The 13,181-nt window shown below is 58.9% G+C and carries 15 protein-coding genes and 2 pseudogenes; 2 read left to right on the top strand and 15 right to left on the bottom strand.

What is annotated here, in order from left to right; translation table 11 throughout:
• Positions 1-156 precede the first annotated feature (156 nt).
• Positions 157-363 (bottom strand): cold-shock protein, encoded by a 207-nt coding sequence (locus ACXHRN_RS27305; protein WP_488642235.1) that lies wholly within the window; start codon positions 361-363, stop codon positions 157-159.
• A 283-nt stretch (positions 364-646) separates the two neighbouring features.
• On the opposite strand from ACXHRN_RS27305, the pseudogene ACXHRN_RS27310 reads away from it, so the two are divergent.
• A pseudogene (locus ACXHRN_RS27310) lies at positions 647-1,111 on the top strand (recombinase family protein); the annotation flags it as partial.
• 156 nt (positions 1,112-1,267) lie between these two features.
• Here the strand turns inward: ACXHRN_RS27310 and ACXHRN_RS27315 are convergent.
• The 14 genes and pseudogenes from ACXHRN_RS27315 to ACXHRN_RS27380 form a co-directional block, all read right to left on the bottom strand.
• Positions 1,268-1,945, bottom strand: coding sequence for an HAD hydrolase-like protein (locus tag ACXHRN_RS27315; RefSeq protein WP_488642236.1), 678 nt, complete (start codon positions 1,943-1,945; stop codon positions 1,268-1,270).
• A 318-nt stretch (positions 1,946-2,263) separates the two neighbouring features.
• Positions 2,264-3,253 (bottom strand): P-type DNA transfer ATPase VirB11, encoded by a 990-nt coding sequence (virB11, locus tag ACXHRN_RS27320; protein WP_488642237.1) that lies wholly within the window; start codon positions 3,251-3,253, stop codon positions 2,264-2,266.
• 9 nt (positions 3,254-3,262) lie between these two features.
• The gene (virB10, locus tag ACXHRN_RS27325) at positions 3,263-4,429 is read right to left on the bottom strand and encodes a type IV secretion system protein VirB10 (RefSeq protein WP_488642238.1); all 1,167 of its coding nucleotides are present in this window, start codon (positions 4,427-4,429) and stop codon (positions 3,263-3,265) included.
• Positions 4,430-4,439: 10 nt separating this feature from the next.
• On the bottom strand, positions 4,440-5,288 hold the full coding sequence (gene virB9, locus ACXHRN_RS27330) for a P-type conjugative transfer protein VirB9 (RefSeq protein ID WP_488642239.1): 849 nt from the start codon (positions 5,286-5,288) through the stop codon (positions 4,440-4,442).
• Positions 5,288-5,959 (bottom strand): VirB8 family type IV secretion system protein, encoded by a 672-nt coding sequence (locus ACXHRN_RS27335; RefSeq protein ID WP_488642240.1) that lies wholly within the window; start codon positions 5,957-5,959, stop codon positions 5,288-5,290. Before ACXHRN_RS27335 ends, virB9 begins: the two co-directional genes overlap by 1 nt.
• 4 nt (positions 5,960-5,963) lie before the next feature.
• Positions 5,964-6,239 carry a hypothetical protein gene (locus tag ACXHRN_RS27340; RefSeq protein ID WP_488642241.1) on the bottom strand — a complete coding sequence of 92 codons (276 nt, stop codon included), beginning with the start codon at positions 6,237-6,239 and terminating at the stop codon, positions 5,964-5,966.
• A gap of 37 nt (positions 6,240-6,276) precedes the next feature.
• Entirely contained in the window at positions 6,277-7,212 is a 936-nt protein-coding gene (locus ACXHRN_RS27345; RefSeq protein ID WP_488642242.1) for a TrbL/VirB6 family protein, read from the bottom strand.
• Between the two features lie 3 nt (positions 7,213-7,215).
• On the bottom strand, positions 7,216-7,449 hold the full coding sequence (locus ACXHRN_RS27350) for an EexN family lipoprotein (protein ID WP_488642243.1): 234 nt from the start codon (positions 7,447-7,449) through the stop codon (positions 7,216-7,218).
• On the bottom strand, positions 7,446-8,144 hold the full coding sequence (virB5, locus tag ACXHRN_RS27355) for a P-type DNA transfer protein VirB5 (protein ID WP_488642244.1): 699 nt from the start codon (positions 8,142-8,144) through the stop codon (positions 7,446-7,448). The genes ACXHRN_RS27350 and virB5 overlap by 4 nt, the downstream gene beginning before the upstream one ends.
• Positions 8,144-10,528, bottom strand: coding sequence for a VirB4 family type IV secretion/conjugal transfer ATPase (locus tag ACXHRN_RS27360; protein ID WP_488642245.1), 2,385 nt, complete (start codon positions 10,526-10,528; stop codon positions 8,144-8,146). The genes virB5 and ACXHRN_RS27360 overlap by 1 nt, the downstream gene beginning before the upstream one ends.
• The gene (locus ACXHRN_RS27365) at positions 10,521-10,799 is read right to left on the bottom strand and encodes a VirB3 family type IV secretion system protein (protein WP_488642302.1); all 279 of its coding nucleotides are present in this window, start codon (positions 10,797-10,799) and stop codon (positions 10,521-10,523) included. The genes ACXHRN_RS27360 and ACXHRN_RS27365 overlap by 8 nt, the downstream gene beginning before the upstream one ends.
• Before the next feature lie 40 nt (positions 10,800-10,839).
• Positions 10,840-11,124, bottom strand: a pseudogene (locus ACXHRN_RS27370) (TrbC/VirB2 family protein); the annotation flags it as partial.
• Positions 11,121-11,780, bottom strand: coding sequence for a lysozyme family protein (locus ACXHRN_RS27375; protein ID WP_488642246.1), 660 nt, complete (start codon positions 11,778-11,780; stop codon positions 11,121-11,123). The pseudogene ACXHRN_RS27370 and the gene ACXHRN_RS27375, both read right to left, overlap by 4 nt.
• 2 nt (positions 11,781-11,782) lie before the next feature.
• A complete protein-coding gene (locus ACXHRN_RS27380) occupies positions 11,783-12,304 on the bottom strand; it encodes a hypothetical protein (protein ID WP_488642247.1) in 522 nt (173 codons plus the stop codon).
• 94 nt (positions 12,305-12,398) lie between these two features.
• Between ACXHRN_RS27380 and ACXHRN_RS27385 the strand changes: the two genes are divergently transcribed.
• A complete protein-coding gene (locus tag ACXHRN_RS27385) occupies positions 12,399-12,743 on the top strand; it encodes a MarR family transcriptional regulator (RefSeq protein ID WP_488642248.1) in 345 nt (114 codons plus the stop codon).
• Positions 12,744-13,181 lie beyond the last annotated feature (438 nt).

Genomic DNA, 13,181 nt, shown 5'->3' on the forward strand with positions numbered 1-13,181 from the left:
AGCTATTGCTGCATCGCACCGATGTCAATATTTCTATGTTGCGTTGCACCATTTATGGACGAGAAACGGCCTGAGTGCGCGCGGGTTCGCTCCACCGCCGAAACTGAAAAGGCCGGTTGCGACCGGCCCTCTCCTATCGACTTGCCAGAGAGCAAATTAGGCCTGCAGATTGTCCGCCGACATCTTGCCGGATTTGCGATCCTTCACCAGTTCATAGGTGATCTTCTGGCCGTCGTTCAGACCGCGCATACCGGCGCGCTCCACAGCCGAAATGTGGACGAAAACATCCGCATCACCATTATCCGGCTGAATGAATCCAAAACCCTTGGTCGCGTTGAACCATTTCACGGTACCGGTCGCCATAGTCTCTTCCTTATTGTAGCGTCCCGCCGAATCCATCCTCGGCAGACTGTCATTTCATTGCCATGACACAGATAGACGGTTCTGGCCGTCACGGAAAGCTGGAATTCTGGTTGCGTGACCTCGCCGGCGCAGGGTGCTCGTCGGCTGTGTCAAAGATGAGAAGCCGCAAATCGCGGACTTTAGACGTCCCCTCCCCTGCTCCGAGTGAAGCCGAAAGGTCAAATTCGCGCACCGAATGTTCAGCTTAAGGCTTCGATTGAAATTGGGAACTAAAAGCCACACCGGGAATCCCGGTCTTCGGGAGCGCCGGCTGGAGGCGATCAAGGCGGTGTCGAAAGCACGCGAGAAATTTTATCTCGACGAACTGATATCGTCGGCTCAGACGTGGCTACCCACGGTACCGCAGCTTCGTCCTGAACACAGTTGGGACGATGTCGTGCGCGTCCTCAATCGCCGCGGCCATGATTGGACCATCGAGCGCCTCCGCCGGGCCGTCCATCGGATGGCTCGCGAAAAGCTCGCCGAGCCAGGCTTGCTTGCCCGTTCGCCACGCCGCACCCCAGAAGATCACCTCATGAAGCTTGTCGCGGCGATCGCAATCGCGGATCCAGGTTTGTCGCTCCGCGATATTGCAGCGCAGCTAGACCAGATGGGCGAGCGACCGGTACGTGGTGGCCGAAAATGGCAGCCTTCCTCTGTCCGCCACCTCCTGGAGGAGGCCCATCGCTTCGGTCTCATCCGTCATTGAGGGGCACGGTGCATCAGTCGTCCGATAGCCATGCGCCTTGCTCCTCCCGACATTGGTCCCGATGCCGTAAAAGCTGATGTTGCCCTAACGATGTGTGGGAGAGTGCTTCATGTCGGCTGGATGGCAGAAAATCGTTCGGCACAGGCAAGGTCTCCATCACTTCGACGGTCCGGCCGCCGTCATGTCGAGCGCTGTCTCCGCCAGATCCGCAGTTTCTTCGATCAATCGATCCGCGCCGGCGGTTTCGAGTTCGTCTCGCGTCCCGTAGCCCCAGAGCACGCCGATTGCGCGCATGCCGTTCGCGTGTGCGCCGGTTATATCGTATCGTCGGTCGCCGACCATGACGCAGCGATCGGTGGCAAGCTCGTTCTCTTCGATGACATGGGCGATCAACTCCGGCTTATGGTCGATCTTTCCGGCCGGCGTCGATCCATAAATGCCGGCGAACAGGGAATCCAAGCCCTTGTTCTCAAGGATCCTGCGCGCGAAAGTCGCGCGTTTCGATGTCGCCAGGAACAACTGCGCGTCCTTCCGCATCGTGATGAGTGCCTCTGTTATTCCGTCATACAGTTCGCCGAGCAGAAGGCCGCTCGCCCCATAATCTTCCCGGTAGGCATCGACTGCTTCGGCGACACGATCGTCGCCGAACGGCTTCAGAAGATACTGCATGACATCTTCGATCGGCGGTCCGATGATCGATGCAATGTCCATCGCAGGATCCGTTTCGTGCCCGAGGGCGCGCAACGCCGCGCGGCAGCTCGACAGGATTCCGGGTTCGGATGCGATCAACGTGCCGTCGAGATCGAGCAAGATTGCGGGAAGTGCGGATGACATCGGGGCGGGCCTCATTTGACTGGCAGCATGCGCAATAGCCGATACGGCGCCGAAACACACGCAGGAATTTATTCTGGCGTCCCGCAAGCGGCGCCGGCCGCTGCCGAGATCGCAAGCGATCCGGCGATAGCTGCGGTCTTCGGCGATCAACAGAATACTCACCGGCCCGAGCCTGCCTGACTTGGGCCGCTCTCCAGATTGGCGGCCGAGTTTCTTGCCTCGGGTCTTTGGGTCGGGCGAACATCCTTTTGACCGGCGAATATCTCTGGCCCAAGGGTGCTGACAGACCCGCCCAGCCTGAGCGCCACGAGCGCGGTTTCAGGCTCGAAAATAAATTTCTGTTGCTCGAAACCGCCCGTCTATTCGCTTGCACTGAACAATGACGTCGATCGATATCCTCAGCAATCTGTCGATGTCATCACGATCCAAATTTCGCCCGCCGTCGGATTCTTTCACGAGAAGCGTCAACTGCTGGAAGGCGAACTCGGTGGAATCGGCGTGAACGGTGGTGATCGATCCTGGGTGACCGGAGTTGACATTGCGGACGTAATAGAAGGCCGTGCCATCGCGCAACTCCTGCAGCAGAATGCGGTCCGGCCTCATCCGAAGGCACGATTCCAGCAGGTCTTTGGGCCCCACAGCCGAAATTCCTTGTGCGCCTTTCGAATAGAACATCCGCACGTGGTTGGGCTGCGGAATATCCAGTTCAGGTGTGTCCTCGATCGAAATTATGCGCTCGTGCGCCGGAATGTGCTTTATCAGCGCTTTCGAGAGCGTCGTCTTGGCCGATCCGGTGGCACCTGAGATGATGATGTTCTTCCTTGCGATAACGGCTTCGCGCAGAAAATCCTTGTAACGGCCGGCGCGGTAGAGGGCTACTAATCCCTGATCAGGCGTCGAACTGCTTTCGTCGACTGCCCGGGTCTCGGAGAAAAACTCCTTCTCCTCGAGGTCCTCCAGCGTAAAGGTTACCGAGGGCGGCTTTCGGATGGTGATACTGACTGTGTTCCTGGTGATTGCTGGTGGAATAATGATCTGGATCCGTTCGTCGCCCGGGAGCGTGGCCGACAGGATTGGTCGCGTCTCATCAATGCGCTGATGGGAGAAACTGGCTATGGCCCGGGCAAGGCGCATCAGCTTTTCGAAGGAAAGCTCCGGCAGATCATGGGTCCGCCAACCACCGGCGCCTTCCGTCAGCACCTGCCCGGGCCGATTTACGATGACTTCATAGAGCGAAGCGTCCTTTAAAAACGGCGAAAACGGTGCGAGTAGCTCGCGGACGACTGCTGCGTCTGGGCCCTCCGTCATCTCCCTACTTTATTTCGTCACCAACGTCGACGGCGGGCTGAAATCACCCAGCACCGCCCGGTCGAGAATCCGGTTTCTCGGCTCGGTCACCCGGAGTCTGTAGACACCGGTAAAATCGAGATCGCGCGCCACGAAAATCGAGACGAGTTCGCCCTGGTGTTTCAGGAGCGTCGGAGGAATATTGATCGATTGCTCAACAGCGATTGCCGCTGCCTGCTGACCCGTACCTGTCGTGTTCTGAGCGTCGACGTTGCTGTCTTGAAGCTGGCTATTTGCATAGCTCGTCGCATCTCCGACGATAGAGAGGAGGAGCGCGCTTCCAAATCGTTCCCACCAGTGGGTGTCGACGTAGCCGTCGACGCCGGCGCGGCCGAGCGCGTCCGTGGCAGGCGACGCGAGCATAACGATGACACCTTTCGGCGTCTTTGCGCGGTTCCACAGAACAAAGAGACGCTTTTGTCCACGCTGAAGTCCACCACGATATTCCCCGACGACCTGGGTGCCCTTTTCCATCAGCACGACGCGGCCATTGTCCGAGAGAACATCGCGGTTGATCACGCAACTGGTGAAACCAGGTTGATCGGACGCCAGCGCGGTCTCCAGGACACAAGGAATCGATGTTCCCATCGCGACGATGAAGTCGCGGTTGCCGAGCGTGCCAGCACGTGAACCCTCAAGCTGCGTGGGCCTCAGTAGCCCATTGAACCTCTGCTCTTCGCTGTTGGTTTGGGAATTTTGAACATTGCTGTCGAGCGGCATGTATGTGGAATTCGGCGATGTCACAGTATCCTGATTCTCCCGATGCGCAGTTGCATTCTTCTGACCGCTGAAGGCCATAACCGGAGCACGACGCGCCGCGTCGAGCAAAGGATCCTCCTGCTTCTTGTCCTCGGCTACGACCGGGGTCGGCAGTTTTACCTCCGGTACCGCCTGAACCGGTTGCACCTTTTCCTTGGCGGGTTCGAAGTTTGTCGTCTGGCGAATGACCACGCGCTCGGCTTGAGCGTTCTCCGGCTGTTTCCGGTCACCGCTCATCGACCATAGAGCGAAGCCAACAAAAGCAACGACGGCGATTGCGACGGCGCCGCGCTTCAGGACGGGATTGTTGTCGATCCGCCTGCCGGTGACGACCTCGGCGCGTTCTCCCGGTATACGGTTCTCGTCTTCCTGTACCATGACAAGTCCCCTATTGTGTCGCGTCGGGCTTCACGACGCGCTCGACCGAGGGCGAGGTCGTGTTGGTGCTGGGATTGATGCCGACACGATCGTAAGCCTCGTTGAAGACGCAGAGCACATCCCCTTCCCTGCGCAGGATGAACTTCCGGCTGATCGCGTGGACGAGCACCAAATTGCCGTCGACCGATTTTGGAACGAGGCTCTCCGAGCCATCGGAGTTCTCGATGTAGATGGTCGGCATTTCCTGATTGCCGGTAAAGGCGAAGGTCGTGATCTTGCCGTTGTCGTAGACGCTTTGTGGTTCCAGCGCCTGCGCGCCTTGTGCGGAGTAGCGCCAGTTCCGAGGTCCATAGGCCTCGTGAATCGCCAGCACATTGTCAGCTTCCTTCGCTTGGGAAGCGAGCGCAAGAGCCGCGGCGGCCTGTCGGCGGCGCTCTGCCTCGTCGCCCGGGTATCGATATTTGACATAGAAATACGTGTTCTGGCCGACCTCCACGGTTCCGTCTCGCACGGTCAGCTCCATTTGATAGCTGCGGGGAGATCCGTCCCGGCGCGTTGTTACGACAGAGATGTTGGTGACCGGCTGGTGCTCGCGCGGTTTCAGGAAGAGGATATTGCCGGCGGGCGCTACTTCCCACGCGACGCTGTTGCCGAGCGCCACGTGGGCGATTTCCTCATCTGCCGCGAACTCGACCTGCACCGAAGAACGCAACGAACCGACGATACGGGTGATATTGAAGGGTTGATACTCGACAAAGCGTACGCGGCTGTCCTGCGATGCGCCGCGTGGGATTTCCAGGGCGAACGCCATCGATGCAGTTCCTGCAAGGAGCAGAGCGAGAATGATTATGTTTCGCATCAATTGATAGCCTCCGGATCGGCTCGGTACTCACTGATTGCAAAGCCGAGGGGGTTCACCAGCCTATCCGTCGAAGACATGGGAACGTTGGCATAGGAAAAGGTGAGCGTTGCGACCCAGTGGGTCGTGCGGACGTCATCGCCGCGTGTGATCGTGCGCATATAGCGAACCGAAACGACATTCTGGTTGATCAGGGAGATGGACGCGATGTTGATCCTGGCGGCGGCATCGCGACCGTAGATGTTTTGAGGAGATTCGGGATTGCTGCCGCGATAGATTGCCGCGAACCGGGTCTGTTCAGCTTGCGTCGACAACAGGGCGATCGTCCGGAAATTCTCTTCGGCCTCGCTCCAGACATAGCCCTCGCGGGCGCGAACGTATTTCGCGGCGAAGTATTTTGTGACTGCTTCGTCGTAGGTTCCGGCGCTCGACGTTAACGCCGAAACGACATCGACGATGCCGGTCGAATTGTCGACCCTCACGACAAACGGTTCCACGGTCTTCAGCGGCGTCAGTCCGGCAACTGCGAAGATCGAAGCGCCGGCGACGATGCTGGCGACAATGGCGATCGACCAGGCGATGCGGTTCGACCGCTCCACCTGGAGCATACGATCCTGATCGAAACGCCGCGCCTTTTCGAAGTAACTCTTGAGATCATCCGTCATTACCATGGCGCTACCCCTCGCAACGACGATAGGAAGAATCGATGTCGAGGTGGGCAAAGGCCGGCGGCTCCCATTCCTCTTGGGTATAGGCGGCAGCCACAGAAGAGGAGGTTGCCGGGCGCATATCTGCATGCTTCTGACCGATGTTATTCTTGTCCTCCCACTGCCACATCGAGCGATTGAGCGGCCGGCGCGAATAGCCGTCGCATTTCGGGAGCGGATAGGTCATCGACGCGCAACCGCTGAGAGCGGCTGCCGTGCACAGGAGCAGTATTGGTCTGATCATTGCGAGAAGGCCCTTCTTTTTGTTCGTGCGAAGGGCATCATGAGCCGGTGCCCTTCGATCTGAATGTCCGCCCGACCGCGCGAATACCGCGGCCGGAGGCACGGAAACTGTGCGAGGCTGCCCAGGCGAGTGTGCTTTCATGCGCGTCGCGTGCCGCGCCGTAGCCGTAGGTCAACGATGCGCCACCAGCGGCGAGCGCCGAGGCGATGTTAGGCAGTTGGTAGAAGACATAGAGGGCGGCAAGGCAGACGGCGGAGAGCGCGATCGGCCGCATCAGGACGTCGCTATATCCCTCGATCGCCGTGAATGTCGTATCGATCGAGGTGATCAACAGCGAGCCGACCGCGACGACGAGCACCTGCAGGATCACGAAGTTTGCAAGCTGCCCGATCCAGGCCTCTGTGAAGCGGCGGGTCGATTGGAACATGGCAAGTGCCACGAAGATAGGGCCGATGGCGAGCACGATTGCGAGCGCCAGCCTTGCATAGAGCGAGACGATGTAACCGATCGCCGCGACGACGAAGCTTGCGCCGATGACCATCATGCCGCCAACGCCGGTTACGATGTCTATTGGGAATGAGGCACGAGACCAAATTTCACTTGCGGACGCCTGACCCTTGTCGAGCAGGCCGTCAAAGGTCGAGGCACTCGGCGCCGATCCGGAGTTCAAAGCCTGGGCAATTTCCTGCGGCAAGACGTTGAAGAATATGTTGGTGACATAGGTCTGGTACTCGCCGGCGTTTTTGACCAGCATGACGATGATGGCGAGCTTGATCGCCCGGAAGGCAAAATCGAGGATCGGCTCCTGGACCGAGCCGCGGAGCACGAGGTAACCGTACAGGACGACGTAAAGCGTGACCGCTGCAGTCAACGGACCGGTGGCCCAGCCGGCGATGTTCGACGTGCCCGAGGAGATGAAGGTCTCCAGCGAATTCTTGAACTGCCCGTCGACGAAGCTAAAGACCTGATACACCGCTTAGCCTCCGACCGAGTGCTGCATCCGCAGGAAACGCTGCCTCGAGTTTGCGCCTTCCGCGTTCAAGCAATTGACGGTGTTTCCAAGTTCTCCAGGATTGTCGCGGCATTTCTGGATCAGCATGGACAGCCGCTTGTTGTCTGCCATGAGCTCATCAACAGTGTAGGACCGTTCGGCCTGCTCCGAGCAGGCGGCGAGCACTAGAAAGACGAGGGAGAAGCCAGGCTGCCTCATTGCAATGCGGCCTTCATCGCGTCCATGCGCCGGCGCCAGTCCTCGGCTTTGCGTTGGTCGTCGACCTGCGCCTGTGCCTGCTGCACCATTTTCAGCCCCTCCATTCGCAAGACATCGTTCTGCAGAAACGCCGCCTCGGCCTGCAGCCGTGCCTGCAGATCGGCGACGTCTTTGGCGTCGCTTGCGGTGGAGATCTGCTGCCTCAGTTGGTCTATGCCATCGATCCGTTTGGTCGCGGTGTCATAAATCTGCTGCCCGAGGCTCATCTGGCCGGCGTTCTGGTTCTGGATGCGGTTGAGCTCCTGGGCGTAAAAATCGTCGGCGCTGGTGCGATAGGTCGAATTTTGCTGCAGAAATTTTGAAGCGGAGTCGCCGAATGTGTCCGTGCTTCCGCCCTTGAGCAGGCTTTCAATCGCGGCAAAATCTGGCGGCAGCGCCTTGCGGATCTCCGGGTCGTTGAGTACGCTCGCCACATCTGCCATATCTGTCAATTTGTTCAGCGAACCGTAGAGCTGCTGCGCCTGTTCGATCTGCTGATTGAGCGCGTCGAGCTGCAACTTGAGTTGGGCGATGCTCTCGATCGCCTTGGCGATCGCCGTCTGGTCGATGACCGGGATCCCCTGCCCTGTCGCAGTGCCAGCCGAAAGCACTAGCGCTGCTGCAAGTGCTACACCGTGAAATCGATAGGAAGCCATTAGTTCGCACTCCTTCTTCTTTGCTGAAAAACGGGAAGCCAGCCCGTGACGTCATCGCCGACCTCTGCACGGACCGCATCGGCGAGCTCGACATTGGCGGTCCGGCCGGAGAGAATGGCGAGTTCGTCGTCGAAACCGTTCAGGTTCAGTTCGGCGACGACGCTGTTGTGGCCTTGCTTCAGGACGAACCTACGGCTCTCGACCGAGAGTTCGCGCGCGATAAGCTCATATTCGCGCTCCGTCAGCTTGAAACCGTCGACATAGTCGCCGCGATCGCCGCGCGAATTCGGCAGGAATATTTGCGTCGGGCATTGCTCGATGATCGTATGGGCGATTGGCGAGACGATTGCGTCGCGCGGGCTCTGCGTCGCAAACAGCATGAGCCCGTTCTGCTTTCGGATCGTCTTGAGCTTGTTCTGGGCGAGATCGCGAAACCCTTCGTCCTGCAGCGCTTTCCAGAACTCGTCGATGACAATGATGATGCGTCGGCCGTCGATCAGTTGCTCGACGCGATGGAAGAGGTAGGCCATCAGCGGCGTGCGGATCTCCTCGTTGTCGAGAAAATCGGTCATGTCGTAACCGACGAACTTGCCACTGAGGCCAAATTCACCGAGGCCGATGTCCTCGATGACGTTGTCGAAGACCCAGCCGAGCGGGCCTCCCCTCTCCCACCGCCGCAGCCTTGCGGCAATGCCTTCGGGATCGGTGTTGTTGAGGAAGGTCCTGAGTGCGCCGATCGTGCGGCCGTCCACCGGAAGGTCGGCGAGGCCGTCGATAGCGGCAGCGATATCGCGGAGCTCGGTAACGGTCAGTTCGCGAGACGACGATCGGACGAGCTTGCCAACCCAGCGGGCCAGGAACACCTTGTTCTCCGGCGTCAGATCGAGCGCCTTCAAGGGCGCACAGCCGGTTGGAACTCCGTTCTTGAGGGGTAGATAAGTGCCACCGGCTGCGCGCACGTAGAGATCGGCGCCTCTGTCCTTGTCGAAGAACACCACATGTGGGTCATGTTTTTCAAGCTGCGACAGCATGAAGTTGAGCAGCACGGTCTTGCCGGCGCCCGATGGTCCGCAGACAAACGTGTTGCCGAGATCGCCGTAGTGGAAATTGAAGTAGTATGGCGAGCCCGAAGCCGTCTTCAGAAGAGCGACGGCGGGACCCCATTCATTGCCGTCCTTCTGTCCGATCGGATAGGAGTGGAAGGGCGACAGAGCCGCGAAGTTCCGCGATGTAATCGCGCCGGAGCGGGCGCGGTAGCGGAAGTTGCCGGGCAATTGCGCCCACCAGGCCGCCTCTAGGCCGAGATCCTCGCGCGCGACGACTGCGCCGCCGTTGGTCAGGCTGGCACGCGCCTTGGCGAGATTGTCAGTCAGTTCCTTTACCGCCGAGGCAAAGACGCAAAGCGTCAAATGGTGTTCGCCGAGCACGAACCTGTTGGACTCGAGATCATCCATCGCGTCATCGAGTTCCTCAATCTGAGAAGCCGCCTTGTCGCCGCTGCTGACCATTTGGTTCTGCTTGCGGCCCATGATGGTGCGCGCGTCGGCCTTCGCGACGAAGGAGAAGGATTGCGACAGGATGAGCTCAAAAGGACTGGTGAGCACATCGTCGAGCATGCCGGTCCTGGTGCGAGCCGGATATTCCTTGAAGCTCAACATACCAGCATAGCGGCTCGTCGCCTCATGCCGGATTTCGATCGTTTCGCGGCCGACGATGACGCGGTCCGAGTAGATCGCCGAAGCGATGCTCCCCTCGGTCAGTGGAATTGGCTCCCTCCGACCGCCAACGAGCTGATGCAGCACCTCGCTCGGTTCCGAGAACAGGACGCCATCGCGTTCGTAGAGGGAAAGGACGCGTGGTTCGAAGCGGTTCAAAGCCGCGGTGACGTCTACGACCTTGTCGTGGAGCTGCTTGAGCGCTTCCTCGTCGACTTCGACATTCGCCCGACGAGCCCGTCGTAGCCGCGATAGGAGCTTGGCTGCTTTGTCGGCCGGGTCGCGAGCCGGGGACCAAAGGATCGTCAGATAGAGGTCATTGCGAAACAGATCCTCACGCACCATGCGCTCGCGGTATTTGTCGTTGAGGCCAGACGAGAAAGGCGTTGCGAAGGTTCCGTCGGGGTAATCGCTGTCCCGGCGACGGACGAGATGGGTCCACAAGGCAAGCCGCTCATCGGCAATGTTCCGGTAGAGCGTGTTGAGGTCGCGATGCAGCGCGTTGAGGTCGAGCTCGTCCGCAGTCTCAAACGAGACGCCTTCGAGTGCGATCATCGCCATCAGGGTGCGCGAGTTCATCGCGATCGTCGACGGGTCGACGTGGCGCACATAAGGGATGAAGGTCTCAGGTCCGAGCTCTCGAGCTTTCAATGTCGCAATGCTAGGCAATGGCGAGATCCCTTTCATTGAATCGACGACCCAGCCTGAGTGGTGACACGGTTGCCCCGCCCCAATAGAAGCTGTTGCGTGACCGGCCGCGTGTTTCCACCCAGGCCAAAAGGATGCGGAACATGTTGTGATCGTGCTTGACGAGGGCACGAAAAATGAGATGGAAGACGACCCCAACCAGGGCGTAGGCGATTGAGCCAGCGACGATGTACAAAATGGTCGTGAGCATGATGTTCATGCCCATGGCTTCCATCGTCACCCCCGCGATCATCGCCGGCCGGGTGCAGGCGATGAAAAGGGTATCTTCCTCCAGTGTTGACGAGCTCGGTCGCGCCGAAGATGCCGCCGATGCCGATGATCCAGAACCCGGCTCTCCTCAGATCCATGTAGCCGAACATCCAGGCGATGCAGATTACGATCACCGCGATGACAGCCAAGAGCTTGGCGATATTGCCGGTCAGCATCGTCACGATGTTTTGCAACACGGATTCGATGCCGGCCGCCTGCGCGAAAGCCGGCTCGACCAGGATGGCCACGATGGCGGCGGCCATCAGGCTGGAGGCGGCGATCGCGCGGATGCGGGAACTGAAAGTCATTCAATCTGCTCCATTTGACTGTTGTGAAATACGAGGACGGAGGACTGCCGCCGCGAACTGAAGACATCCCAGGCCGGCGCGGACGCCGTCTGATCGACGGGCGGATCGTCGCCCTCGGCGTCTACAGCCGTTGCTTCGTTTGGCCCCCTCCCCTGCTCGCCGTCGTCGATCGTCAGGCTTGCAAGGGTTTTGCCCAGCCGCTTGATTTCCTGGCGAACCTGCTCGTCGTATTTGACCATCGCACCAATAGAGGGATCGTCCCGGCCGTAGTAGGATTGCAGCATCACTTGCTCTGCCCGCTTCGGATCGGCGCCAGCCTTGATCGCGAGCCGATAGTATCCATCGAGCAGTGTCGCGGTTGCTTGAAGGTTCATGCACGGGTCGAATGCATCGGAGATCGACAGCTTCAGCTTCCGAAGCTCATCTATCCCCACACCGCCGAGGCCAAGCTGAATGTCACGGCGCTCCGCTGCGAGCGTCGTCGCAATCTCGATCGCCTCGGCCTTCGACTTCGGCTGCCTGGCGAGCGGCGCACCGCTGTTGATGCGAATGTTGTAGAGGGCGAAGCGGCTATCGAGGCTCACCACGGCTGCCAACGTCTCGGCGGCAACCAGGGGCGCGCAGGTCTGTGCGATATCGACAAAGACGATTGGCATGCTCAGTACCACACCCGCTGGCGGCCGATCCCGTCGATCGTTACATCGACGTAGCGCGGTTGGGAGCGGACATGCGGCTGCACGGTCACATAACGCTGGCATTGACGGTCTTTGCCGTTCCAGCTCCATCCGGAAGAAGATCCCGAATTGCGTGCGTCAGAGTAGCATTCGCTGTCTGAGACAGTCTGCGGGGTTGTCGAGACGCAGCTCGCCTCCTGTCCATGGTCGCCGTAACGAATCGTCAGCCGATAGCCTTCATCGCAATAGTAGGGTTCATATCCAGGCCGAGACATCTGGAATCCGGCGCCGCTGCAGCTCGGGAAAGAATGTCCTTTTGCCAATTCGCTCCACAGCTTTTCGATCGGAGGACGGCATTCGGCAAACTGCGTGGGTCCACCTGGATTGGAAAGGCATAGGATAACCTGGCATCCCCAGTCGTCAGCGCGCGCTTTGCTATCGAAAACTAAAGAGAACGACGTTATACTGGCTGCAGCGACGAATGCCCTTGCGAGAGATTTGTTCATGATCACCACCCTTCACAGCTGCGACGCGGCTCGGAGCCTAGCGGGGCTCGAAACCGCGACTCGTTATACTATCAAATATCTGATAGTTTGACCGATGGCAAGCACGCACAAACCAGAACTGCAGAACCAACGGGTTTCGGTCCTCGCCCTGGAGGAGGTTCTCGACAAACCCGTCGAAGGAGAGACGCCGCAGTCGCGGCTGAAGCAGGTCGGCATGATGACGGTGCTCTACATGATGCACCAACGGGGCGAGAAGCTAACCCTCGCAAATATCAAGGAGGTAACGGGGATGACGCGCAACACAGCGAAGGAATCGATTGATCCGCTCGTTGCACGCGGCATTCTGCAGGAAACGATCGTGAAGAATTCGGTAGGGCGTGGAACGGCCTGGCAGTACGAGTTCTGTCCGGAAGTCTTCGAGAGATTGGGGCTCAGCTAACGTGAGCCCGTGAATTGCAAGCAGGCGGCTATGCTGCTGAAACTGGGGACTACTACAGCAATGCTGGTCGCACGGTCTTGGTCGGCCAAAGTCAGCGCAGAACGGAATCGGGCGATAGTTGTCGGATCTTGCAACGTCGGTTGGGGTGAGTCGCGCTCCGCAATCGTCCGCCTTTCTTCCGAGGAGAGTCTTAATTCCGCAACAATGCGGTCAGTACACACGTAGATTCACTAAAACAGACCAGGAACACGCTGCAACGAGACGCTTGCTAACTTAGTGAATTTAAACGTAAAACCGGATTGGCTTGAAGCTTTGCCCTCTCAGTTGTTAACCTTTCGTTAACCAAAAAGCCCTTGCTCAAAAAACAGAATCGACGCCTATTGCCAATGGCGAAACTTTTCCGGTTTCGCGAAAAATATCGCCACTGGCAAGAAATGG

The organism is Shinella sp. OV683, assembly GCF_057787725.1.

Coding starts and splice junctions, on each gene's coding strand:
- virB9 (WP_488642239.1), bottom strand. CDS start 5,288: ATGCGAAACATAATCATTCTCGCTCTGCTCCTTGCAGGAACTGCATCG.
- ACXHRN_RS27365 (WP_488642302.1), bottom strand. CDS start 10,799: ATGATCGCGGGGGTGACGATGGAAGCCATGGGCATGAACATCATGCTC.
- ACXHRN_RS27315 (WP_488642236.1), bottom strand. CDS start 1,945: ATGTCATCCGCACTTCCCGCAATCTTGCTCGATCTCGACGGCACGTTG.
- ACXHRN_RS27385 (WP_488642248.1), top strand. CDS start 12,399: ATGGCAAGCACGCACAAACCAGAACTGCAGAACCAACGGGTTTCGGTC.
- ACXHRN_RS27380 (WP_488642247.1), bottom strand. CDS start 12,304: ATGAACAAATCTCTCGCAAGGGCATTCGTCGCTGCAGCCAGTATAACG.
- ACXHRN_RS27350 (WP_488642243.1), bottom strand. CDS start 7,449: ATGAGGCAGCCTGGCTTCTCCCTCGTCTTTCTAGTGCTCGCCGCCTGC.
- virB10 (WP_488642238.1), bottom strand. CDS start 4,429: ATGGTACAGGAAGACGAGAACCGTATACCGGGAGAACGCGCCGAGGTC.
- virB11 (WP_488642237.1), bottom strand. CDS start 3,253: ATGACGGAGGGCCCAGACGCAGCAGTCGTCCGCGAGCTACTCGCACCG.
- ACXHRN_RS27340 (WP_488642241.1), bottom strand. CDS start 6,239: ATGATCAGACCAATACTGCTCCTGTGCACGGCAGCCGCTCTCAGCGGT.
- ACXHRN_RS27375 (WP_488642246.1), bottom strand. CDS start 11,780: ATGCCAATCGTCTTTGTCGATATCGCACAGACCTGCGCGCCCCTGGTT.
- ACXHRN_RS27305 (WP_488642235.1), bottom strand. CDS start 363: ATGGCGACCGGTACCGTGAAATGGTTCAACGCGACCAAGGGTTTTGGA.
- ACXHRN_RS27335 (WP_488642240.1), bottom strand. CDS start 5,959: ATGGTAATGACGGATGATCTCAAGAGTTACTTCGAAAAGGCGCGGCGT.
- virB5 (WP_488642244.1), bottom strand. CDS start 8,144: ATGGCTTCCTATCGATTTCACGGTGTAGCACTTGCAGCAGCGCTAGTG.